The sequence below is a fragment of the Ramlibacter sp. 2FC genome (assembly GCF_005503345.1).
Classification (GTDB): domain Bacteria; phylum Pseudomonadota; class Gammaproteobacteria; order Burkholderiales; family Burkholderiaceae_C; genus SCMQ01.
Map to the genome: position 1 here is coordinate 44,310 of NZ_SCMM01000011.1, position 22,178 is coordinate 66,487.

A 22,178-nucleotide genomic window follows, 5' to 3' on the forward strand; every position below is an offset into this window, starting at 1 on the left:
TCCTTCTTCTTCAGTGGTGGTTTGGATTCACAGGGCGCGCTGCGCGGTCTGTTCGATGCGGCGCAGCTGCTCGCCGCCGGCGCTGCGCACCAGCAGCTCCAGCGCCGGCGCCTCGCGCAGACGCGTGATGTGCAGCGCCAGGCTGTCCGGGTCCGCCACGGCCTCGCCGTTGACGCGCAGGATCAGGTCGCCGGCCTGCAGGCCGGCGCGCTCGGCCGGCGAGCCCGCCTCCACCTGCAGCACGGCCACGCCTTCCTGCCCCGGCTGCGCCCGACCCACCTGCAGGCCCAGCCGCGGCGGGCGTGCCGCCGCGGCGGCCTCGCGCAGCGCGCCCGGCTCGCAGCGCATGGGCACCGAGAGCAGCTGGGGGTAGTCGTAGGCCGCGCCGTTGTGGATGTCGACCCCCGCGCCTATCACCCCGCCGAACAGGATGTTGCCGAAGGCCATGCCCTTGGTGGTGGAGGCGAAGCTGGCCGGCTCCGCCTCCACACCGTCCTTGCTGCACAGCACCTGCAGGTTGTTGTAGGAGCGGTTGAGGGTGACCGTGCCCGGCGTGCTGGACACGAGCCACTTGCCCTTGTCGTTCGAGAGCTCGCAGCGCGCCGCCTCGCAGCCCGGCGTCTGCACCGAGACCACCTGGGTCTGGCCCGAGACGATGGAGGCGCAGCCCGGCAGCAGCAGGGACAGCGCGGCCAGCCACAGCGCCTGTGGCCCCCTGGAACGAACGGCTGATCGCGGCATGCCCATCTCCTCCTGCCTTGGTTTGGCGGGGATTATGCGGGGTGCCCCCGGCAGGGCCGCTTGACCTGCGTCAAGCCGCGTGCGGCTTCAGGCCGGCTCCATGCCGTTGCGGCGCTTGGGTTCGTCGGCGGCGGGCGAGGCCATGAAGGCCAGCATGGCGCGCACCGCCTCGGGCTGGGTCGAGGTCGCGGCCAGGCCGGCCGAGAAGGCGGTGATGATCTGGATCTCGGGCGGCAGCGGGCCCAGCACGGCTATGCCCTCCAGGTGCATCAGCTCGCTCAGCTGCTGGAAGCCCAGCGCCACCTCGCCCTTGGCCACCAGCGAGCCCACGGGCACGCCGGGCGGCGCCTGCACGATGCGGTCCCTGATCTGCTCGGCGATGCCCCAGCGCTCGAACAGCTTGGCCAGCGCCACCCCGCTGGGCCCGGTGGAGTAGCTGAGGCTGGGCGCGGCCAGTACGGCCTGCCTGACCGCCTCCTCGGAGGCTATGTCGGGCCGCGGCGCGCCGGCGCGCACCGCGATCGCCACGCCCGAGCGCACCAGGTCGACCCGGCTGCCGGCCACCACCCGGCCCGCCTCGGTCAGCTGCTCGATCGCGTTGGACGCCAGGATCACCGCGTCGAAGGCCTCGCCGGCCTGCACGCGCTTGGCGGCGTCGACCCCGCCGACCGACTCCACGGATACCAGCTGTCCCGAGCCCTGCTGATACTGGGCCACGAGGTCGGCCAGCACCTGCTTGGTTGCCATCGAGGAAATGATTCGGATTGGGGATGCCATGGGGCCCTCCGTCGTGTGGTTTGGAACATGCGCCCGGCCGTGGGGCGGGAAACCGGTATTAGAACGCAGCGGTTTTCCCTGCATGGCACGCGAGCGAGCCGTATCGCTGGAAATACGACTCATGAAGGCCCATGCCCGTCCCGTCTACCTCTGGCAACAGCCCGGCTGGCCGCTCCTGCAGGTCGACGCGGCGGCCCTGTCGGGCGTCCTGCAGCAAGCGCGCAAACGTCAGGGCGAGGCGCTGGCGCTGGCGCAGGACCTGGGGACGCCCACCCGCCTGTACAGCCTGTCCGACCAGCTGTTGGCCTCGCGCAGCGACTATTACGAGGCCTTGAACCAGGCGCAAAAGGGCACGCCCGATGTCACGGCCTGGGTCCGCTGGTTTGCCGACGCGCTGGCCCAGGCCGGCGTGCGCACCACGCGGATCATGCTGTCGGCGCTGCAAAAGCAGCGCTTCTGGGCGGCCCATGCTGCAACGCCGCTCAACGAACGGCAACGCAAGGTCGTCAAGAAGCTGCTGGACGCGGGCGACGGCGGTTTTCTGGGTGGACTGAGCGCCGAGAAATACGTCAAGATCACCGGCGCTTCCAAGGCCACGGCCACGCGGGACCTGGCGGCGCTGCTGCAGCATGGCTTGTTGCGCGTGCAGGGCAGTGGCAAGGCCAGCCGGTATCAGGTCAATGTGCAGGAATGGGGGCACGCGGGGGCGGATTGAGGCGCATAGGCTCACTCCCATCCGGGCGCAGAGCGCCGCCTTTGCAAGGCGTTTACAGTCGGTCAAGGAACCAATCCCCTTGCTTGCGGCTCCTGTTATCCATCATGAAACTCGGCAAGTCCATCACCATCACCCTGCTGGCCGTATTCGGCCTGGGCCTGGGTCTCAGCCTGGCCCAGGCCCCGGTGACCAACGGCAGCGCCGAAGCGCGCAGCTGGCAGACCGCACCCAAGCATTCCGCAGGCATCGCGCCCGACCCGGCGCAGCTGGCCGGCGTCGCCCTGGTCCAGGTCTACGCGGCGCCGACCTACGGCTGGCGCGGCGTCTTTGCCGTCCATCCCTGGATCATCTACAAGCGCGCCGGCGAGACCGCGTACACCCGCTACGACGTGGTCGGCTGGCGCGCCCCCGACGTGGTCCAGCGCAACTACGCCATCCCCGACGGACTCTGGTTCGGCGCCAGTCCCAGCCTGCTGGTGGAGCACCGCGGCGAGGGTGTCGAGGCCATGATTGCCGCCATCGAGGCGGCCATAGACAGCTACCCCCATGCGAGCGAGTACCGCAGCTACCCGGGGCCGAACAGCAACACCTTCCTGGCCCACATCGGGCGCGAGGTGCCCGCGCTGAAGCTGGACCTGCCGGCCAATGCCATAGGCAAGGACTACCGCCCGCTGACCTCGCCCCTGGGCATTTCGCCCACGGGCGCCGGCATACAGGCCTCGCTGCTGGGGCTCTTCGGCATCAGCCTGGGGCTGCAGGAGGGGGTCGAGTTCAACCTGCTCGGCCTGAACTTCGGCCTGGACCTGAACCGCCCGGCCTTGCGCCTGCCGTTCCTGGGGCGGCTGGGCTGGGACGATGCCAGGGCCACGGGCAGCATGGCCGAAGCCGGGCCGCCACGCCCGAGCCCAGGGCCGGCCATGGCCGTCGCGCAGGAAGAGCGCTGAGGGCTTGGCGAGGCGGCCAGGCGGCGCCCGGCAGCGCTGCAGGCTGCCTCCCGAGGAAAGCACAGGCCGGCGCGCCCCCGAAGACGATGCTGCAGACGCCGGCCTCTGCAAGTACGGTGGGGCCATGGCCTTGCCGCTCGTTCGTTGGGCGATCCAGACGTGAATGAGTGTGCCTATAGAGCCGATCAATAGAAGAAATTGGGAAGATAGCTGCCCGGGAGTTAACCTTTAGTCGGTAAGTCACTCAATAGGAAGGAGACAGCCATGTCCAGCGAAGCGAAATGCCCGTTTGCCGCCACGCACGGTGCGCGAACGACCACCGGCGTTCAATCGAACCGGGACTGGTGGCCTAACCAGCTCAACCTCAAGATCCTGCACCAGCATTCCGCGAAGTCCAACCCCATGGGCGGGCAGTTCGACTACGCCGAGGCATTCAAGAAGCTCGATCTGGCGGCGCTGAAAAAGGACCTCTACGCGCTGATGACGGACTCGCAGGACTGGTGGCCTGCCGACTGGGGGCATTACGGCCCGCTGTTCATCCGCATGGCCTGGCACAGCGCCGGGACCTACCGCATTTCGGACGGGCGCGGCGGCGCCGGCACCGGCAACCAGCGTTTTGCGCCCATCAACAGCTGGCCCGACAACGGCAACCTCGACAAGGCGCGCCGCCTGCTCTGGCCCGTCAAGAAGAAGTATGGGAACAGGATCTCCTGGGCCGACCTGATGATCCTGGCCGGCAACTGCGCGCTGGAATCGATGGGCTTCAAGACCTTCGGCTTTGGCGGCGGACGCGCAGACATCTGGGAGCCCGAAGAGGACATCTACTGGGGTTCCGAAGCCGAATGGCTGGGCGACCAGCGCTACAGCGGCGACCGCGAGCTGGAGAACCCCCTGGCCGCCGTGCAGATGGGCCTGATCTATGTGAACCCGCAGGGCCCCAACGGCAACCCCGATCCGCTGGCCTCGGGCCGTGACGTTCGCGAAACCTTCGCCCGCATGGCCATGAACGACGAAGAGACCGTGGCGCTGGTGGCCGGCGGACACACCTTCGGCAAGGCCCATGGCGCAGGCGATCCGGCGCTGGTCGGCCCCGCGCCCGAAGGCGCTCCCCTCGAGGAAATGGGGCTGGGCTGGAAGAACCGCCTCGGCAGCGGAAAAGGGGTGCACAGCACGACCAGCGGCATAGACGGGGCCTGGAAGCCCAACCCCACCACCTGGGACATGGGCTACTTCGACACGCTGTTCGGCCATGAGTGGGAGCTGGTCAAGAGCCCCGCCGGTGCCTGGCAGTGGCTGGCCAAGGACGTGCGCGAAGAACACATGATCCCGGACGCCCACGACCCGTCGAAGAAGCACCGCCCGATGATGACGACGGCGGACATGTCGCTGCGCCTGGACCCCCTCTACGAGCCGATCGCGCGCCGCTTCCACAAGGACCCGCAGGCGTTCGCCGACGCATTCGCCCGGGCCTGGTTCAAGCTGACCCACCGCGACATGGGCCCGCGCGCACGCTACCTCGGTCCCGAGGTTCCGGCGGAAGAGCTGATCTGGCAAGACCCCGTGCCGGCCGTGGACCATGAGCTGGTCGGCGATCAGGACATCGCGGCGCTGAAGGCCAAGCTCCTCTCTTCGGGCCTGTCCGCCTCCCAGTTGGTGACGACGGCCTGGGCGTCGGCGGCCACCTTCCGCGGCTCCGACAAGCGTGGCGGCGCCAACGGGGCGCGCATACGCCTCGCGCCGCAGAAGGACTGGGCAGCGAACCAGCCGGCCGAACTGGCCCAGGTCCTGCAGCAGCTGGAAGCCATCCAGAAGGCGTTCAACGACGCGCAGTCCGGCGGCAAGAAGGTCTCGCTGGCCGACCTCATCGTGCTCGGCGGCTGCGCCGCGGTCGAGGAGGCCGCGCGGAAGGCGGGCCACGACCTCGAGGTGCCCTTCTCGCCTGGACGCACGGACGCCTTGCAGCTGCAGACCGATGTGGAATCGTTTGCCGTATTGGAGCCTGTCGCGGACGGCTTCCGCAACTACCTGCGCGAGGGCCAGAAAGCGCCAGCCGAAGAGCTCTTGCTGGACCGCGCCCAGTTGCTGACCCTCACCGCCCCCGAAATGACGGCGCTGCTTGGCGGCATGCGTGCCCTGAATGCGAACTTCGGGCAGTCGCCGCACGGCGTCCTCACGCAGCAGCCCGGTGCCCTGACGAACGATTTCTTCGTCAACCTGCTCGACATGAACACGGAGTGGAAGCCTTCCCCCACGGCCGAAGGCGTGTACGAGGGGCGCGACCGTGCGACCGGTCAAGTCAAGTGGACCGGCACGCGGGTCGATCTCGTGTTCGGCTCCAACTCCGAGCTCCGGGCGCTTGCCGAAGTCTATGCCTGCGACGATGCCAAGGAGAAGTTCGCGAAGGACTTCGTCGCGGCCTGGAACAAGGTGATGAACCTCGATCGCTACGAGCTTGCGTGATGTCGAGGGGCGGCGCTTGAGCGGTCTGTAGGGCGCAGCCGCGAACGGGCATCCGGCTGTCCCGGGCCCGGTCGCGCGGCGTTCGCGGCGCCTTCGAACCGGCAGGAACAGCAGGACGGCCGATGGGCCCTCAACCCTGTGGCTGTCCCGCCTGTTCGCCCTGCGCCTGCTGCGCGGCCTGCAGCCGCGCCACCATGAAGCCCGCGGCCTGGGTGATGTGCGTGCGCGCCAGCGCCTCGGCGCGGTCCGCGTCGCCGGCGCAAATGGCCTCCAGGATGGCCGCGTGCTGGTCCCAGATGTTGCGCGGCGTCTGGTCGCGCATCAGCACCTCGCCCATCACGCGCTGGGTGTAGGTCAGGTGGGAGTCCAGCGAGGGCGCGATCAGCGGGTTGCCCGACAGGCCGTACAGGAACTCGTGGAAGCGCATGTCGGCCGCGATCATGCGGGCGACCGAGCCGCTGGCCACCGCCTTGCGGCCCGTCTCTATCAGTGCCGCGCCCTGGCGCGCGGCCTGGGGGCTCTGCTGCCCGGCGGCGCGACGGCATGCCAGGCCCTCGAGCACGGCCCGTATGTCGTACATGTGCTGCACATGCTCGGGGTCCAGCGGCGCGACGATCAGGCCGCGGCCCGGAGCGTCGCGCAGCATGCCCTGGTTGCGCAGCAGCAGCAGCGCCTGCTGCACCGGCTGGCGCGAGACGCCCAGGGCCTGCGCGATCTGCTCCTGGATGATGCGCTCGCCCGGTGGCAGCTGGCCGGACGCGATCTCCTCGAGGATGGCATCGCGCACTTGCTCGACGAGGTTGGGCTGGGCGGACAGGGCCTTCATGGGTAGCGGGTGGGGCTGCGGTCGCGGAGGGGACCGTCAGGGCCGAGTTTAGCGCCCCGGCGGGTCCCTGCCCGGGATGAGGTCGGAGGATGGGCCGCCGCGCCTGGGCTTCAGTCCTTGGGCAGCTGCTCGCGCAGCACGCGGTGCAGGATCTTGCCCGTGGCGGTGCGCGGCATGGCCTCGTCGGCGATGAAGCGCACCGACTGCGGTCGCTTGTAGCCGGCCATGCGGCTGCGGCACCAGTCGAGTATCTCCTCCTCCTGCGCCTGCAGGCCCGCGTGCAGCACCACCACCGCGTGCACGGCCTCGCCCCATTTCTCGTGGGGCAGGCCCAGCACGGCCACGTCCTTGACCTTGGGGTGCGCACCGATCACGCCCTCGACCTCCGAGGGGTAGACGTTCTCGCCGCCGCTGATGATCATGTTGCTCTTGCGGTCCACCAGGTGGATGTAGCCGTCGGCGTCGCGGCGGGCCATGTCGCCCACCGAGCACCAGTCGCCGCGCAAGGCCTCGGACGTCTTCTCGGGGTTCTTCCAGTAGCCGTCGAACACGTAGGGCGTGCGTGAAAAGAGCTCGCCGACCTCGCCGTCGGGCACCTCGCGGCCCTCGGGGTCGAGCAGGCGGATGGCGCCCGAGCCGGCCCATTCGCGACCCACCGAGCCCAGCCGGTCGAACTGCTCGTGGGGGCGCAGCAGCGTGACCCAGCCGGCCTCGGTCGAACCGTAGAGTTCGTAGAGCTTGCCGTTGCGGAAGAACTCCATGATGGCCAGCTTGGTGTCCTTGCGCGCGGGGGCCGAGGAGATCATCAGCTTTTCCACGGCGCTCACGTCGTACTTCGCCTTGGTGTCCGCCGGCAGGCCCAGCATCATGATGTAGTGGGTAGGCACCAGCGAGGTGAAGGTCACCTTGTCGCTGGCCAGGGTGGCCAGCAGCGCCTCGGGGTCGAAGCTCTTGCGGTCGTCGATCACGCAGGTCGCGCCCAGGTGCACGAAGGTGTGGCTGAAATACAGCGAGTTGGCGTGGCACATGGGCATCACGAGCAGGGCGGTGTCCTCGCGCGTGAAGCCCATCTCCAGCGCCGTGGCCAGGGCGATCAGCGTATTGCCCTCGTGGCTGCGGATGGCGCCCTTGGGCCGGCCGGTGGTGCCCGAGGTGTACATGAGCGCGCAGGGGTCTGCCGGCAGCACCTGCACCGCCGGCGGTTCGGCCGATGCGGCGGCGAGCAGCGACTCGTAGGCCGTCCATCCTGCCGGCACGCGCTCGCCGAAGGCGATGCAGGCGCCCTCGGCCACGGCGAGCTCGCCGCGCACCGGGTCCACCCGGTCCACCAGCTCGTCCTGGACGATGAAGGCGCGCGCCTCGCTGTGGCCGGCGATGTAGGCGATCTCGGGCGCCGTCAGCCGGAAGTTGATGGGCACGGCCACCAGGCCGGCGCGCGCCAGGGCGGCGTACAGCTCCATCCACTCCACGCAGTTGTAGGCCAGCAGCGCGACGCGGTCGCCCTTTTGCAGGCCCAGGCCGAGCAGGCCATTGGCCAGCCGGTTGGCGCGCTCGTGCCACTGCGCGAAGCTCAGGCGGCGGCGCGAATCGCGCGCGCCGAGCTTGTGGGGGGTCAGGCGGGCATGGGTGGCGACGGCGTCGGCCACGGTCAGCAAGTGGTTCATCTCATGGGTCTCCAGGTGAAGGGCTGCGCCTTCGGATGGGTGGATGATAGAACTCTGAATTCAGAGTTCACTAGGGAATATCCCGATGTTAACGAACTCTGAATTCAGAATACTTCGGTCCTGTCGCCGTCAGGCAGCCCAGAAACCAACCCGCGCCACAACAGGCGCAAGCCCAGGAGTCCAGAACGTGATCAATCGCAGAACGCTCATCCAATCCGGCGCCATGGCCGCCTCGATGCTGGTGCCCGGCCTGGCGCCGGCGCAGGGCCGAGCCCCGGAGTTCCGCTTCAAGCTGGGCACCGACCTGCCGGTGACCCATTCGGTGAACGTGCGCCTGAAGGAGGCGATCGCCGCCATCGCCGCCGAGACGGGCGGCCGTGTGGAGATCCAGCTGTTCCCGAACAACCAGCTGGGCAGCGACTCGGACATGATGTCCCAGATCCGCTCGGGCGCCCTGGAGCTGGCGACCTTCCCCGGCACGGTGATGTCCACCCTGATCCCGGCCACCGCGCTGACGGGCGCGGGCTTCCTGTTCTCCGGCTACGACAAGGTCTGGTCCGCCATGGACGGCGCGGTAGGCAACTACATCCGCGCCTCGATCGAGAAGGTCAACCTGGTGCCCTTCTCCACCGTCTGGGACAACGGTTTCCGCCAGGTGACTTCCAGCACCAGGCCGATCCGCACCCCCGAGGACCTGAAGAACTTCAAGATCCGCGTGCCCGTGGTGCCGCTGTGGGTCAGCATGTTCAAGGCCCTGGGCGCTGCGCCGGTGAGCCTGCCGCTGAGCGAGGCCTATCAGGCCCTGCAGACCAAGGTGGCCGACGGCCAGGAGAACCCGCTGGCGCTGATCGAGTCGGCCAAGTTCTTCGAGGTGCAGAAGTACTGCTCGCTGACCAACCACTCCTGGGACGGCTTCTGGTTCGTCGCCAACGGCAAGCTGTGGAAGTCGCTGCCGGCGGACATCCAGGCCGTGATGGCCAAGCACATCAACGCCGCGGCGCGCAAGCAGCGGGACGACATCGCCCGCGCCAACGTCGACCTGCAAAAGCAGCTCGAGGCCAAGGGCCTGGTGTTCAACCAGGTGGACACCGCGGCCTTCCGCCAGGCGCTGGCCGGCAGCGGCTTCTACGCGCAGGTCAAGGAGCGTTTCGGCGCCGACGCCTGGTCGCTGCTGCAGCCCTTCACCGGCAACCCCGCCTGAGGCCCGCGCCATGGATGCCTCCGTCCACTTCCACGGCGCCGCGGCGCAGGTGCCGGCGAGCCGCCCGGCGCTGCGCTGGGTCGACCCCCTCGACCGCTACCTGGGCGGGGGCATCGAACGGCTGGCCGCCGCGCTCATCGCCATCGAGATCGCCATCCTGCTGGCCGGCGTGACCGCACGCTACCTGCTGCACACGCCGCTGGTGTGGACCGACGAGGCGGCGTCCCTCCTGTTCCTGTGGCTGGCCGTGCTCGGCGCGGTGGTCGCCTTCCGCCGCGGCGAGCACATGCGCATGACCGCGCTGGTGGCCAAGGCCTCGCCCGCCACCCGCGCCTTCCTGGACACGGTGGCCATCGCCGCCGCGCTGGCCTTCCTGCTGCTCAACGCCTGGCCGGCGCTCGAGTACGCGATGGAGGAGCTGCACGTCACCACGCCGGCGCTGGACATCTCCTCGGCCTGGCGCGCCTCGGCCCTGCCGGTGGGCCTGGCGCTGATGGCCGTGATGTCGCTGCTGCGCCTGCTGCGCACCGCGCGCGGCTCGACGGCCCTGGCGGCGGTCGCCACCGTGGTCCTGCTGTGCGCCGGCATGGCCGCGCTCTCGCCGCTGCTGCGCGGCCTGGGCAACCTCAACCTGGTGATCTTCTTCGTCGGCATCACCGCCGCCTGCGTGCTGGCCGGCGTGCCGATCGCGGTGTCCTTCGGCCTGGCCACCTTCGGCTTCCTGGCACTGACGACGAAGGTGCCGGTGGGCGTGATCGTGGGCCGCATGGACGAGGGCATGTCGCACATCGTGTTGCTGTCGGTGCCGCTGTTCGTCTTCCTGGGCCTGCTGATCGAGATGACCGGCATGGCCCGCGCCATGGTGGCCCTGCTGGCCAGCCTGCTGGGCCATGTGCGCGGCGGCCTGTCCTATGTGCTGATCGGCGCGATGTACCTGGTCTCGGGCATCTCCGGCTCCAAGGTCGCGGACATGGCCGCCTGCGCGCCGGTGTTGTTCCCCGAGATGCGCAAGCGCGGCGCCAAGGACGGCGACCTGGTGGCCCTGCTGTCGGCCAGCGGCGCGCAGACCGAGACCATCCCGCCCAGCCTGGTGCTCATCACGATCGGCTCGGTGACCGGCGTGTCGATCGCGGCGCTGTTCGCCGGCGGCATGCTGCCCGGGGTGGTGATGGGCCTGGCGCTGTGCGCGGTGATCGGCTGGCGCTACCGTGGCGAGGACCTGTCGGCCGTGCGCCGGGCCACGCGCGGCGAGATCGGCCGTGCGGCCCTGGTGGCCCTGCCGGCCATCGCACTGCCCTTCGTGATCCGGGCCGCGGTGGTCAACGGCGTGGCCACGGCCACCGAGGTCTCGACGCTGGGCATCGCCTATGCGGTGCTGGCCGGCCTGCTGTTCTACCGCCAGTTCGACTGGTCCCGCCTGCGCCCCATGCTGGTGGAGACGGCCGCGCTGTCCGGCGCCATCCTGTTCATCATCGGCACCGCCACCGGCATGGCCTGGTCGCTCACGCAGTCGGGCTTCTCCAACAGCCTGGCGCAGGCCATGGGCAGCCTACCCGGCGGGGCGGCGATGTTCCTGCTGGTGTCCATCGTCGCCTTCGTCATCCTGGGCAGCGTGCTGGAGGGCATTCCGGCGATCGTGCTGTTCGGCCCGCTGCTGTTCCCGATCGCCCGCCAGGTCGGCGTGCACGAGGTGCATTACGCCATGGTGGTGGTGCTGGCCATGGGCATAGGCCTGTTCGCACCGCCCTTTGGCGTGGGCTACTACGCCGCCTGCGCTATCGGCCGCGTCGACCCCAAGGACGGCATGCGAGCCATCGTCGGCTACATGCTGGCCCTGCTGGCCGGCCTGGCCGTGATCGCCGCCGTCCCCTGGATTTCCACCGGCTTCCTGCCCGGCCGCTGAGCCTCTTCAAGGAGCAACCCCATGAGCAATCCCCATATCACCGACGACAGCGCCGCGGCGCTCATCGCGCGCTTCCTCAAGGCGCGCGGCGTGGACCGCGTGTTCGCCCTGTGCGGCGGCCACGTCATGCCGATCTGGATGCGGCTGGACGCCGAAGGCATCCGCATCGTCGACGTGCGCGACGAGCGCGCCGCCGTCTACATGGCCCATGCCCACGCCGAGCTCACCGGTGGCCTGGGCGTGGCCCTGGTGACCGCCGGCCCGGGCGTCACCAACGCCATGACCGGCATCGCCAACGCCCACGTGGCACGCGCGCCGGTGCTGGTGCTCTCGGGCACGCCGCCGCGCCCGCAGGAGAACCGCGGCGCGCTGCAGGACATGTCGCACGTGGAGTTCGTCCGTCCGCTCACCCGCTATGCGCGCACCGTGCGCGAGCCCGCGCTGGTGCTGCAGGAGCTGGACGAGGCGGTGGCCCGCGCACAAGGCCATGCCGGCGAGCCCGGCCCGGCCTACCTGGACTTCCCGGTCGACACCCTGCGCGCCAGCGTGCCCAGCGCGGTCCAGCTGCCCGAGCTGTTCGCGCCCCGCCGCAAGCCCGTGCTGGGGCCCGACCCCGAGGCGGTGAAGCAGGCGGTGGAGCTGCTGTGGAACGCGCGTCGCCCGCTGGTGATCACCGGCCGCGGCGCGCGCGAGGCCGCCGAGCCGCTGCTGCGCCTGCTCGACCGGCTGGGCGCGCTGTACCTGGACACCGGCGAAAGCCGCGGCCTGGTGCCCGATGCCCATCCCTCGGTGGTGGCCGCGATGCGGGGCACCGTGATGGGCGAGGCCGACGTGGTGCTGACCATAGGCCGCCGGCTGGACTTCCAGCTGGCCTACGGCTCGCCCGCCGTGTTCGGACCGGCGAAGTTCGTGCGCATCGCCGACTGCGCCAGCGAACTGCGCGACAACCGCCGCGGTGCGGCCGAGGTGCTGGCCAGCCCCGCCGCCGCGCTGGAGGCGCTGCTGGCCCAGGCCGGCGAACGCGCGCCGGCCACCGACCGCGAGTGGGCCGCCCGCCACCGCGCCGGGCACGATGCGCGGGCGGCCAAGCTGGTGCAGGCCATGTCGAACGCGCCCGCCGGCAGCGATGGGCTGATGCATCCCAACCGCCTGCTCGCCGCGCTGCGCGAGGCGTTGCCGCAGGACGCCATCGTCGTGGCCGACGGCGGCGACTTCCTGAGCTTCGCCCGCGTGGGGCTGCCGGCCTCCACCTACCTCGATCCCGGCCCCCTGGGCTGCATAGGCGTGGGCACGCCCTTCGGCGTGGCCGCCAGCCTGGCCTGCCCGGACAGGACCGTGGTGGTGGCCACCGGCGACGGGTCCTTCGGCTTCAACGCGATGGAGATCGACACCGCGGCGCGCCACCGGGCGCCGGTGCTCATCGTGGTGGCGAACAACGGATCCTGGGCCATCGAGGTGCGCGACCAGCAGGAGACGCACGGCAAGGTGGTGGGCACGCGGCTGCAGTTCAGCGACCACGCCGCCATGGCCCGGGCCTTCGGCCTGCACGCCGAACGCGTGGAGCGCCCCGAGGACCTGCCCGGCGCGATCCAGCGCGCCCTGGCCAACCGCCCGGCGCTGCTGGACGTGCTGGTCACGCCCGAGGCCGCGTCCTCCGACGCCAAGAGCGGCCTGGCCTGGGTGCCCGACCTGCAGGCCCTGGGCGCCTGGGACGAGGCCGAACGCGCCTGGCGCGAGGGCTGATCGCCACCGAGACACAAGGAAACCCATGATCGACTTCAGCCTCCCCCCCGCCCTCGTGGAACTGCGCGAGCAGATCCGCGCCTTCGTCGACGAGCAGGTGATCCCGCTCGAGCGCGACCCGCGCCAGGGCGCCCATGGCCCGCACGAATCCCTGCGCGCCGAGCTGGTGGCGCGGGCGCGCCGCGCCGGCCTGCTCTCGCCGCACGCGGCGCCCGAGTACGGCGGCATGGGCCTGTCCCACGTGGGGCGCGCCATCGCCTTCGAGGAGGCCGGCTACTCGCCCCTGGGTCCGGTGGCCCTGAACGTGTTCGCGCCCGACGAGGGCAACATGCACCTGCTCGAGGCCGTGGCCACCCCGGCCCAGAAGGAGCAGTGGCTGCGGCCCCTGGTGGAGGGCCGCATCCGCTCTTGCTTCTGCATGACCGAGCCCGCGCCTGGCGCCGGCTCCGACCCGTCGATGCTGGCCACCACGGCCGAGCCCGACGGCGACCATTACCTCATCCGGGGCCGCAAGTGGTTCATCACCGGGGCCGAGGGCGCCACGCTGGCCATCATCATGGCCAAGGTGCCCGACGCGGGCGCCACCATGTTCCTGGCCGACATGGGCTCTGCCGGCATCACGGTCGAGCGCAGCATGGACACCATGGATCATTGCTTCCCCGGCGGCCATGGCGTGGTGGCCTTCGACGGCCTGCGCGTGCCGGCCTCGGCCATCCTCGGCGAGCTCGGCCAGGGCTTGCGGTACGCGCAGGTGCGCCTGTCGCCGGCACGCCTGACGCACTGCATGCGCTGGCTCGGCGCGGCACGCCGCGCGCATGACGTGGCGCTGGACTACGCGCGCCGCCGCCAGGCCTTCGGCCAGGCCATAGGCCGGCACGAGGGCATAGGCTTCATGCTGGCGGACAACGAGATGGACCTGCATGTCGCCCGCCTGGCCATCTGGCACTGCGCCTGGGTGCTGGACCAGGGCGAGCTGGCGATACGCGAATCGAGCCGCGCCAAGGTCATCGCCTCCGAGGCCGTGTGGCGCGTGGCCGACCGCTGCGTGCAGGTGCTGGGCGGCCAGGGCATCACCGGCGAGACGGTGGTGGCCCGCATCTTCAGCGACATCCGGGGCTTCCGCATCTACGACGGGCCGTCCGAGGTGCACCGCTGGAGCCTGGCCAAGCATGCGCTCAAGTCCGGCGGCCGCGCGGAGGCCCACGCATGACGCACCCCGTGGACGCCTTCCGCCTCGACGGGCGCACGGCCCTGGTCACCGGCGCCTCCAGCGGCCTGGGCCGCCATTTCGCCGGCACACTCGCGCGCGCCGGCGCGCGGCTGGTGGTGGCCGCGCGCCGCAGCGAACGCCTGCAGGACCTGGTCGCGCATCTGCGCGAGGCCGGCCACCAGGCCCTGGCCGTGCCCATGGACGTGACCGACCCGGCCAGCGTGGCCGCGGCCTTCGACGCCATGGCTGGCGAATGGGGCGCGCCCGACCTGGTCGTGAACAGCGCCGGCGTGGCCGTCTCGCGCCCCTTGCTGGAGCAGTCCGTGCAGGACTGGGACAGCGTGGTCGACACCAACCTCAAGGGCGCCTGGCTGGTCTCGCAGGAAGCCGCGCGCCGGCTGCTGGCGCAGGGCCGGCCCGGCGCCATCGTCAACATCGCCTCCATCACCGGCGAACGGGTGGCCGGCGGCGTCGCGCCCTACTGCGCCTCCAAGGCCGGCCTGCTGCACCTGACCCGCGCCATGGCGCTGGAGCTGGCGCGCGCCGGCATCCGCGTCAACGCGCTGGCGCCGGGCTACGTGGCCACCGAGCTCAATGCCGGCTTCCTGGCCTCCGAGGCGGGCGAGCGGCTGAAGGCGCGCATCCCGCAGAAGCGCTTCGGCCGGCCCGAGGACCTGGACGGCCCGCTGCTGCTGCTGGCCAGCGACGCCGGCCGCTTCATGACCGGCAGTGTCGTCGCCGCCGACGGCGGCCACCTGGTGGGCAGCCTGTGAGCGCCGCGCTGCCCGATGCCGCCCGCCTGGCCGACTGGCTGCGGGCACAGGTGCGGCCCTTCCGCGGCGGCGTGCAGGTCGAGCCGCTGGCCGGCGGCCAGTCCAACCCGACCTTCCGCGTCACCGCCGGCGAGCATCGCTGGGTGCTGCGGCGCAAACCGCCCGGCGTGCTGCTGGCATCGGCCCATGCGGTCGAGCGCGAGTTCCGCGTCATGCGCGCGCTGCAAGGCACGGCGGTGCCGGTGCCCGCCATGCACGCGCTGTGCGAGGACGCCTCGGTCATAGGCAGCCCCTTCTATGTGATGGACTTCGTCGAAGGCCGGGTGCTGGCCGACCCCGCGCTGCCGGGCATGGACCCGGCAGCGCGGGCCGCCATCTACTCGGAGCTGCAGCGCGTGATGGGCGCCATCCACCGCGTGGACGTCCAGGCCGTCGGGCTGGCCGACTTCGGCCGTCCGCAGAACTACCTGGCGCGCCAGGTCGAGCGCTGGACGCGCCAGTACCGCGCCAGCGAGACCGAACGCATCGAGGCGATGGAGCACCTGATCGCATGGCTGCCCGCGCACCTGCCAAGCCACGAGGAGGCGGCCCTGGTGCACGGCGACTTCCGCATCGACAACGTGATCTTCCATCCCAGCTTGCCCCGCGCGGTGGCGGTGATCGACTGGGAGCTGTCCACCCTGGGCCACCCGGTGGTCGACTTCGCCTACCACGCCATGGCCTGGCGCGTGACGCCCGACGAGTTCCGGGGCCTGCGCGGCCACGACCTGGCGGCCCTGGGCATTCCCGACGAGGCGGCCCACGCCGCCGGCTACTGCGCGCGCGTCGGCCGCACCGACCTGCCCCACTGGGAGTACTGCCTGGTCTTCAACATGTTCCGCATGGCGGCCATCCTCCAGGGCATCCTGGCGCGTGCCCGCGCGGGCAACGCCGCCGCAGCCGATGCCCAGGCCACCGGCCAGCGCGCGCGCCGCATGGCCGAGGCCGGATCGCGCCTGGCCCGGCAGGTCACGGGGGCCTGATGGCGCTGCTGGCCCAGATTCTGGGCGTGACCTTCCCCTTCTTCGCGCTGGTGCTGTGCGGCTTCGTGGCGGCACGCCGGCGCCTCGTCGGCTTCGAGGCGATCCCGGGGCTCAACGTCTTCGTGCTGTATCTGGCGCTGCCGTGCATGCTGTACCGCTTCGCCGCGCGCACGCCGCTGGCCCAGCTGCTCGACGCGGGCGTGGTGCTGACCTACCTGCTGGCCGGCCTGGCCATGCTGGCGCTGGCCCTGGCGGCCGCCCGGCGTCGCGGGCTGGGCTGGAACGACGCCGCCTTCGGCGCGCTGGTGGCGGCCTTCCCAAATTCGGGCTTCATGGGCGTTCCGCTGCTGGTGGCCCTGCTGGGGCCGCTGGCGTCCGCGCCGGCCATCGTCACCCTGGCGCTGGACATGGTGCTGACCTCGTCGGTCTGCATCGCGCTGTCGCGGCTGGACGCCGGCGGCGCGCAGGGCCCCGGCCGCGCGGCGGCACTGGCCCTGCGCGGCATGGCGGCCAACCCGCTGCCCTGGGCCATCCTGCTGGGCGTGGCATCCTCGGCCACCGGGCTGCAGGCGCCGCCGCCGCTGGAGCGCGTGGTGGGCCTGCTGGCCGACTGCGCCTCGCCCGCGGCGCTGTTCACCCTGGGTTGCGTGCTGGCGCGCACCCGGCACCAGGCGGCGCAGGCCAAGGTCGCCGGCACGCGCCTACGCGGCGACGTGCTGGAGGTGGCGCTGCTCAAGCTGCTGGTGCATCCGCTGGTGGTGCTGGCCCTGGGACTGGCGCTGGATCCGTTCAGCGCCCTGGTGCTGGTGCTGGTCGCGGCCCTGCCCAGCGCCAGCAACGTGCCCATGCTGGCCGAGCGCTTCGGCGCGCAGGACGGCCGCATCGCCCAGGTCGTGCTGCTGACCACGGCCGCGGCCTTCCTGACCTTCTCCGTGGCCGTCGCCCTGCGTGTGCCGGCCGGCGGGCTGGCGCGGCTGGGTTAGGGCTTGTTAACGCACGGCCTCGGTCCAGTGCAGACATGCGGATGTCACGAGCCAGGCGCAGACTCGGGCGCGACCAACACGACAGCTTCTGATCCAGGCGTAGCCGCGACCCTGCGGCGTTCCGTGTGATGATCCGGCCTGGTACCACCGCGGAGAATCCCATGGCCTCAGCCCCCGACCACGTCAGCATGGCGCTGTTCTGCGACTTCGAGAACGTCGCGCTCGGCGTGCGCGACGCCAAGTATGAAAAATTCGACATCAAGCCGGTGCTGGAGCGCCTGCTGCTCAAGGGCAGCATCGTGGTCAAGAAGGCGTATTGCGACTGGGAGCGCTACAAGGGCTTCAAGGCCGGCATGCACGAGGCCAACTTCGAGCTGATCGAGATTCCGCATGTGCGCCAGTCGGGCAAGAACTCGGCCGACATCCGCCTGGTGGTGGACGCGCTGGACCTGTGCTACACCAAGTCGCATGTCGACACCTTCGTCATCATCAGCGGCGATTCGGATTTCTCGCCCCTGGTCTCCAAGCTGCGCGAGAACGCCAAGCAGGTGATAGGCGTGGGCGTCAAGCAGTCCACCTCGGACCTGCTGATCGCCAATTGCGACGAATTCATCTTCTACGACGACCTGGTGCGCGAGAGCCAGCGCGCGCTGAGCCGGCGCCAGGCCCCTGGTGCGCCCGCCGCGCCGCGGCGCTCGCCCGAGGAAGAGCGGCACCGCAAGGAGACGCAGGAAGCGCGCCGCAGCCAGGCCATCGAGATGGCGGCCGAAACCTTCGATGCGCTGATGGCCGAGCGCGGGGACAGCGGCAAGATCTGGGCCTCCGTGCTCAAGGAGGCGATCAAGCGGCGGCGGCCGGATTTCAACGAGACCTACTACGGCTTCCGCAGCTTCGGCAACCTGCTGGAGGAAGCGCAGGCGCGCGGCCTGCTGGCGTTCGGCCGGGACGAGAAATCGGGCGCCTACGTGTACCGCAGCCTCGGCCCCGGCGCTCGCGCTGGCGCCCCGGAGCTGCCCGAGCCGGCGACCGAGCGGCCGGCAGGCCGCTATTTCCAGCCGGAGCCGCCCGCTGCCCCGGTGGCCGAACCCGCCGAGCCCGCCGAGCCCTTCGAGCGCATCGAGCCCGCCGGTGAGGCGCCCGTTCGGCCCCGCCGCGCCCGCGGCGGCCGCAAGCCGGCAGCGGCGCCGACGGGCCCGGTGGCGCAGGAAGCCCAGGAACCACCGGCAACGCCCTTGGCCGCAGGCAGCGCGACGCCGGTCGAGGCCTCTGCCGAGACGCCCGCGAAGCCGCGCAAGACCACCGCGCGGCCGCGGAAGTCCTCTGCGGCCGCACCCTCCTGAGCCCGCGCGTGGCCACCCGCGCCTGGCCGCAATCGCATTGAAGTAGCGCCGCTCGATGTCTCGCAGCCGGTACAGCGGCTTCCCCGCCATGACCGCGATGGCGAGCCTGGGGGCCGGTTCAGGCGGCGACCGACACGCCGTGGTCGCGCAGGATGTCCATCACCTTGGGCAGGTCCGGCGGCCCCGGCGGGATCTCCTGGTCCAGCTTCCTGAACATCGCGGTCGCCGCCGCGCCCTGGCCGGCGATCTCCAGCATCGCGCCGCCGCCCGGGCCGAACTGGAAGGCGTGCACCGTGCCGGCCGGCACATGGATGAAGCTGCCCGCCTGCCCGCGCACCGGCTGGCCGTCGACCAGGCAGTCCACGCGGCCGCGCAGCACATAGAAGGACTCATCCCAGCCGTGGCTGTGCGGCGGCGGGCCCGCGCCCTCGGGGCCTTCCTGCAGCGTCACCTCGTGGCTGCCGGTCTGCTCGCGCGAGGCCAGCACGGTGATGTTCACCCCGATCACGCGCAGCGGCGCGGCGCAGGCGTCGGCGGCGAGGGTGATGGCTTGCTTGCTCATTTCTGGACTCCTGAAGCTGGATCGACGAAGGGGCCGGCTGCAGCATGCAGCGCGGCGCCAGCTCCATTCAAACTGTTTCCTTTCACCGAATAAACATCGATTCATCGAACATGCTGTTCTATGATGTGCAACAGTCATGGGCCTGGACCTGATCGCCGCGATGCGCGTGTTCACCACGGTGGTGGATGCGGGCAGCTTCGCGGCCGCCGCGGACCGGCTGGAGATCTCGCGCGCCATGGTCACGCGGCATGTGGCGCTGCTGGAGGCGCATCTGGGCGTGCGGCTGCTGCACCGCACCACGCGGCGCGTCTCGCTGACCGAGGCCGGCGCGGCCTACCAGCCGCGCGCCGCTCAGGTGCTGGCCATGGCGCAGGAGGCGGCCGACCTGGTCACGCAGCAGGCAAGCCTGCCCAGCGGCAGGCTGCGCGTGGCCAGCTCCTTCGGCTTCGGCGAGCACCATCTGCAGCAGGCGGTCACCGGCTTCCTGCGCCGGCACCCGGCCGTGCAGATCGACCTGGTGCTCGGCGAGCGGCAGGTGGACCTGGTGGAGGAGGGCGTGGACCTGGCCGTGCGCGTGGCCGCCGCGATCGAGCCCGGGCTGGTGGCACGCCGCCTGGCGCGCGTGCGCACCCTGCTGTGCGCCGCGCCCGCCTACCTGCAGGCGCATGGCGAGCCGCGCGAGCCGCAGGAGCTGCAGGCCCATGCCTGCATCGTCTACGCGCACAAGGACTGGCGCAGCGAATGGCGGCTGCGCCGCGGCGACGAGCTGCAGGTGGTGCCGATCGCGGGCCGGCTGCGCGCCAGCGGCGGATCGGTGCAGGTCAGTGCCGCCATCGACGGCCTGGGCCTGGCGCTGGAGCCCGAGTTCCTGCTCTGCGACGCGCTGCGCGAGGGCCGGCTGGTGCGCCTGCTGCCCGATTGGCAGGGGCCGGAGCTCTCGGTGTTCGCCGTCTATCCCGAGCGCAGGCAGCTGCCGCTGAAGGTGCGCAGCTTCATCGACCATCTGGTCGAGGCCTTCGCCGCGCCGCCGCCCTGGGAGCGCTGGCAGGCACCGGGGCGCTGATCGCCCAGCTGTCGCGGACAGGCAAATGCTCCACCCCGCGACGCCGCGGGTCAGGAACAGCGGGCGGCAGCTCAGGCCTTCTTCAAGAACTCCGCCTTGAGCATGAAGTTGCCCTGATCGGTCTTGCAGTCCACGTCGTGGCCGGCTGCGCCCGGGCTCAGCCGGATGCTTTTCACCTTGGTGCCTTTCTTGAGGACGATGGACGAGCCCTTGACCTTCAGGTCCTTGATCAGGATGACGGCGTCGCCATCGGCCAGCGGGTTGCCGTTGGCGTCGCGGATGACGGCATCGACCTCGGCGCCGTCCTCGTCATTGAGGGTGGCGCTCATCGGCCACTCGTGCGCGCAGTCCGGGCAGACGTAGTTGTCGCCGTGTCGATGGCAGTGGCATGACGGGGCGGTCATGTTGACATAACGTACGCCGGGCTACTTGGGAGGCATGGCCCCCAGGCGCTGCGCTGCGCCCTGCAGGCCCTCGAGGATGCGCGTGGCCACCCGCTCCGGGAAGTCCCGCGGAAGCCGGCTGCGCACCTGCTGGATGACGCCCGGTGTCGCCTCGAGGATCTTCTCGATGAGGGGCTCCGCGTCCATGCGGGCGCGAAACTAAGTCGCAGGCTGCGCTTCCAGTCGCCTGGCTTGTGTTCGCATACCCTCGAAAATTGCTGCGGCAACATCCTCCGGAAAGCCTTCGGGCAGCTGCTTTGCGACCGCGTCGATAGCGCCTTCTACCTTTGCAAGCAGCTCGCCGATGATGTCCTCGGCGTTGTCTCCCCAGCCGCACTTCGCGGCAGTCGCGTTGAAGTGGCGCCGCATGATGGTTGCCAGGTTGTAGTGGCGGTTCTTTCCGGAGACTGCCATCGCTAGCTTGGCGTTCTTCCAGGCAAGCTGATTCTTGCCATTGCCGATGATGGGCCAGGCCGAGAGCACGTCGTACAAGGGTGTTAACGCGTACGTCCCGCCGGCGTGCAGCCGGATGCTGAAGTTCTTTGCGTGGCCGTCGGTTGCGGCCATCAGCCAGAAGGCGATCTGGCTTGCCAAGAGCGTGCGCAAGTCGGCGCGCGCGTTCTGGGAGCCGTGCAGCACCTGCGCCAGCTGCTCGATGCCGGGGCCGCCCTCTGCTTCGTACTTGACGGCAGGGCTCACCCCGCGCGCCTGGCAGAAATCTTCCTGGGGTAGGCGAAGAATCCATGGCCCCGATGGGTGTGGCTTGCGGTCAAAGCGCTGGACCACCAATACGGGGGGATGGTCTGCGAAGGTGGCGATGTTTGCCTGGGCTACGTCGAATCCAAGCGCGCCCATGAGCCTCAAACACAGCCACTCGTTGTAGACCGAGGTGCGCATGTCGGCCTGCATATTGCCAACCAGCCCCAGAGGCAACTTGAGGATGTGCGTCGTCGGTGTGGCGCCGCGCGGCCGCATCCACTTGCCGTCGTGCCAGAGCAAGGCCGTCTTCTCTTGGGCGCCGGCAATCGAAATACGAAAGTCCTGTTCCTGGTCCTGTTTGCCGAATTGGGACCCAGTCACCGTGCTGCGAAGCAAGGCTGCCACGGTCTCGTCATCCAGAGGCTCTCCTTCTGTGTGGTCAAACCCCTTCGGCTCTTCATCCGCGCCCAGAAGTTGCACGGCGCCAACGCAGTCGCGTCCGATGGCAGCGAGCAAGTCAAAGGTGTCCTCGGAGCCCGCGGCATACCGCTGCGCGAGGCGTTTTCGGATGGCACTGCTTTCCGGCAGCAGGTTCTCGAAGAAGTTCGCAACGGTCTCACCACGCAGGGGCTCGTTGCCCAGCAGCGGCATCGGCAGAGACAGCGACAGCGGCCGCGCGGAGGCTGACTTCAGCCAGCTATCTGCGTAGGTCAGCTCCATGGGTCGACGACCCGCCGGAGCCCATTGCCCCACGAACTCACCATTGGTCCAGATGGAAAGCGGACGAGAATGTGCGCGGCGGCCCATGGCTTACCAGATGGCAGCGGGGGTGCCTAACGCGGGCAGGTTGTCGTCGCGCGGCTGCACGCTTAGCTGTAGGCCCAGTTGGGCGCAAATCGCCAGGAGCTGGTCAACGCTCAGCGTACCCGGGGCGAGTTCCAGCTCAGACAGTCGCTTTTGGCTCAAGCCCAGCCGTGCGCCCAGCTGAGCTTGGGTGAGCTTGCGGCTCTTGCGAGCACTTTGCAGCAGCGTCCCAAGCTGTGATGCTGTGGCGATGGATTGGATTCGAGTGGACATGTTTACCGCCTATTCCGGTAAAATTATTTTAG

20 protein-coding genes and 1 pseudogene are annotated in these 22,178 nt (G+C 70.3%); 12 read left to right on the forward strand and 9 right to left on the reverse strand.

Annotated elements, in window-relative coordinates; all coding sequences use genetic code 11:
• Positions 1–27: 27 nt before the first annotated feature.
• Positions 28–741 (reverse strand): PDZ domain-containing protein, encoded by a 714-nt coding sequence (locus tag FFS10_RS23405; protein ID WP_137892992.1) that lies wholly within the window; start codon positions 739–741, stop codon positions 28–30.
• Positions 742–828: 87 nt separating this feature from the next.
• Positions 829–1,518: a substrate-binding domain-containing protein gene (locus FFS10_RS07075; protein WP_137892993.1), complete on the reverse strand. Its 690-nt coding sequence runs from the start codon at positions 1,516–1,518 to the stop codon at positions 829–831.
• A gap of 121 nt (positions 1,519–1,639) precedes the next feature.
• Here FFS10_RS07075 and FFS10_RS07080 point away from each other — a divergent pair, with 121 nt between their 5' ends.
• The 3 genes from FFS10_RS07080 (at position 1,640) to katG (ending at position 5,637) form a co-directional block, all read left to right on the forward strand.
• Complete coding sequence (locus FFS10_RS07080) at positions 1,640–2,233, forward strand: DUF4172 domain-containing protein (protein WP_171016029.1); 594 nt, start codon at positions 1,640–1,642, stop codon at positions 2,231–2,233.
• 104 nt (positions 2,234–2,337) lie between these two features.
• Positions 2,338–3,177, forward strand: coding sequence for a DUF3750 domain-containing protein (locus FFS10_RS07085; RefSeq protein WP_137892997.1), 840 nt, complete (start codon positions 2,338–2,340; stop codon positions 3,175–3,177).
• Positions 3,178–3,441: 264 nt separating this feature from the next.
• Positions 3,442–5,637 carry a catalase/peroxidase HPI gene (gene katG / locus FFS10_RS07090; RefSeq protein ID WP_137892999.1) on the forward strand — a complete coding sequence of 732 codons (2,196 nt, stop codon included), beginning with the start codon at positions 3,442–3,444 and terminating at the stop codon, positions 5,635–5,637.
• Between the two features lie 130 nt (positions 5,638–5,767).
• Here the strand turns inward: katG and FFS10_RS07095 are convergent, their stop codons facing one another.
• Together FFS10_RS07095 and FFS10_RS07100 are read right to left on the reverse strand one after the other, a co-directional pair.
• Positions 5,768–6,463, reverse strand: coding sequence for a GntR family transcriptional regulator (locus FFS10_RS07095; RefSeq protein WP_137893001.1), 696 nt, complete (start codon positions 6,461–6,463; stop codon positions 5,768–5,770).
• Positions 6,464–6,573: 110 nt separating this feature from the next.
• Entirely contained in the window at positions 6,574–8,127 is a 1,554-nt protein-coding gene (locus tag FFS10_RS07100; RefSeq protein ID WP_137893003.1) for a class I adenylate-forming enzyme family protein, read from the reverse strand.
• A 187-nt stretch (positions 8,128–8,314) separates the two neighbouring features.
• On the opposite strand from FFS10_RS07100, the gene FFS10_RS07105 reads away from it, so the two are divergent.
• From FFS10_RS07105 to FFS10_RS07140, 8 genes and pseudogenes are all read left to right on the forward strand, one after another.
• Positions 8,315–9,328, forward strand: coding sequence for a TRAP transporter substrate-binding protein (locus FFS10_RS07105; RefSeq protein ID WP_249931195.1), 1,014 nt, complete (start codon positions 8,315–8,317; stop codon positions 9,326–9,328).
• 10 nt (positions 9,329–9,338) lie between these two features.
• Positions 9,339–11,231, forward strand: coding sequence for a TRAP transporter large permease (locus FFS10_RS07110; protein ID WP_137893005.1), 1,893 nt, complete (start codon positions 9,339–9,341; stop codon positions 11,229–11,231).
• A 21-nt stretch (positions 11,232–11,252) separates the two neighbouring features.
• Positions 11,253–12,974, forward strand: a complete 1,722-nt coding sequence (locus tag FFS10_RS07115; protein WP_137893007.1) for a 2-hydroxyacyl-CoA lyase — start codon at positions 11,253–11,255, stop codon at positions 12,972–12,974.
• A 28-nt stretch (positions 12,975–13,002) separates the two neighbouring features.
• A complete protein-coding gene (locus FFS10_RS07120; protein ID WP_137893089.1) occupies positions 13,003–14,184 on the forward strand; it encodes an acyl-CoA dehydrogenase family protein in 1,182 nt (393 codons plus the stop codon).
• Positions 14,181–14,957 (forward strand): SDR family NAD(P)-dependent oxidoreductase, encoded by a 777-nt coding sequence (locus FFS10_RS07125; RefSeq protein WP_137893009.1) that lies wholly within the window; start codon positions 14,181–14,183, stop codon positions 14,955–14,957. Before FFS10_RS07120 ends, FFS10_RS07125 begins: the two co-directional genes overlap by 4 nt.
• The gene (locus tag FFS10_RS07130) at positions 14,954–15,979 is read left to right on the forward strand and encodes a phosphotransferase family protein (RefSeq protein WP_137893011.1); all 1,026 of its coding nucleotides are present in this window, start codon (positions 14,954–14,956) and stop codon (positions 15,977–15,979) included. The genes FFS10_RS07125 and FFS10_RS07130 overlap by 4 nt, the downstream gene beginning before the upstream one ends.
• A gap of 8 nt (positions 15,980–15,987) precedes the next feature.
• Positions 15,988–16,962 carry an AEC family transporter gene (locus FFS10_RS07135; protein ID WP_137893091.1) on the forward strand — a complete coding sequence of 325 codons (975 nt, stop codon included), beginning with the start codon at positions 15,988–15,990 and terminating at the stop codon, positions 16,960–16,962.
• A gap of 161 nt (positions 16,963–17,123) precedes the next feature.
• A pseudogene (locus tag FFS10_RS07140) lies at positions 17,124–17,996 on the forward strand (NYN domain-containing protein); the annotation flags it as partial.
• A 424-nt stretch (positions 17,997–18,420) separates the two neighbouring features.
• Here FFS10_RS07140 and FFS10_RS07145 read toward each other — a convergent pair.
• A complete protein-coding gene (locus tag FFS10_RS07145; protein WP_137893015.1) occupies positions 18,421–18,864 on the reverse strand; it encodes a cupin domain-containing protein in 444 nt (147 codons plus the stop codon).
• A 136-nt stretch (positions 18,865–19,000) separates the two neighbouring features.
• Between FFS10_RS07145 and FFS10_RS07150 the strand changes: the two genes are divergently transcribed.
• On the forward strand, positions 19,001–19,927 hold the full coding sequence (locus tag FFS10_RS07150; RefSeq protein WP_137893017.1) for a LysR family transcriptional regulator: 927 nt from the start codon (positions 19,001–19,003) through the stop codon (positions 19,925–19,927).
• A 71-nt stretch (positions 19,928–19,998) separates the two neighbouring features.
• Here FFS10_RS07150 and FFS10_RS07155 read toward each other — a convergent pair whose 3' ends face one another.
• The 4 genes from FFS10_RS07155 to FFS10_RS07170 are packed head-to-tail and all read right to left on the reverse strand — an operon-like array spanning position 19,999 to position 22,146.
• Positions 19,999–20,331, reverse strand: a complete 333-nt coding sequence (locus tag FFS10_RS07155) for a zinc ribbon domain-containing protein YjdM (protein WP_137893019.1) — start codon at positions 20,329–20,331, stop codon at positions 19,999–20,001.
• Between the two features lie 21 nt (positions 20,332–20,352).
• Positions 20,353–20,517, reverse strand: a complete 165-nt coding sequence (locus FFS10_RS07160) for a type II toxin-antitoxin system HipA family toxin (protein WP_137893021.1) — start codon at positions 20,515–20,517, stop codon at positions 20,353–20,355.
• A gap of 12 nt (positions 20,518–20,529) precedes the next feature.
• Positions 20,530–21,876 carry a type II toxin-antitoxin system HipA family toxin gene (locus FFS10_RS07165; RefSeq protein WP_137893022.1) on the reverse strand — a complete coding sequence of 449 codons (1,347 nt, stop codon included), beginning with the start codon at positions 21,874–21,876 and terminating at the stop codon, positions 20,530–20,532.
• 3 nt (positions 21,877–21,879) lie between these two features.
• Complete coding sequence (locus tag FFS10_RS07170) at positions 21,880–22,146, reverse strand: helix-turn-helix domain-containing protein (RefSeq protein ID WP_137893024.1); 267 nt, start codon at positions 22,144–22,146, stop codon at positions 21,880–21,882.
• Between the last annotated feature and the right edge of the window lie 32 nt (positions 22,147–22,178).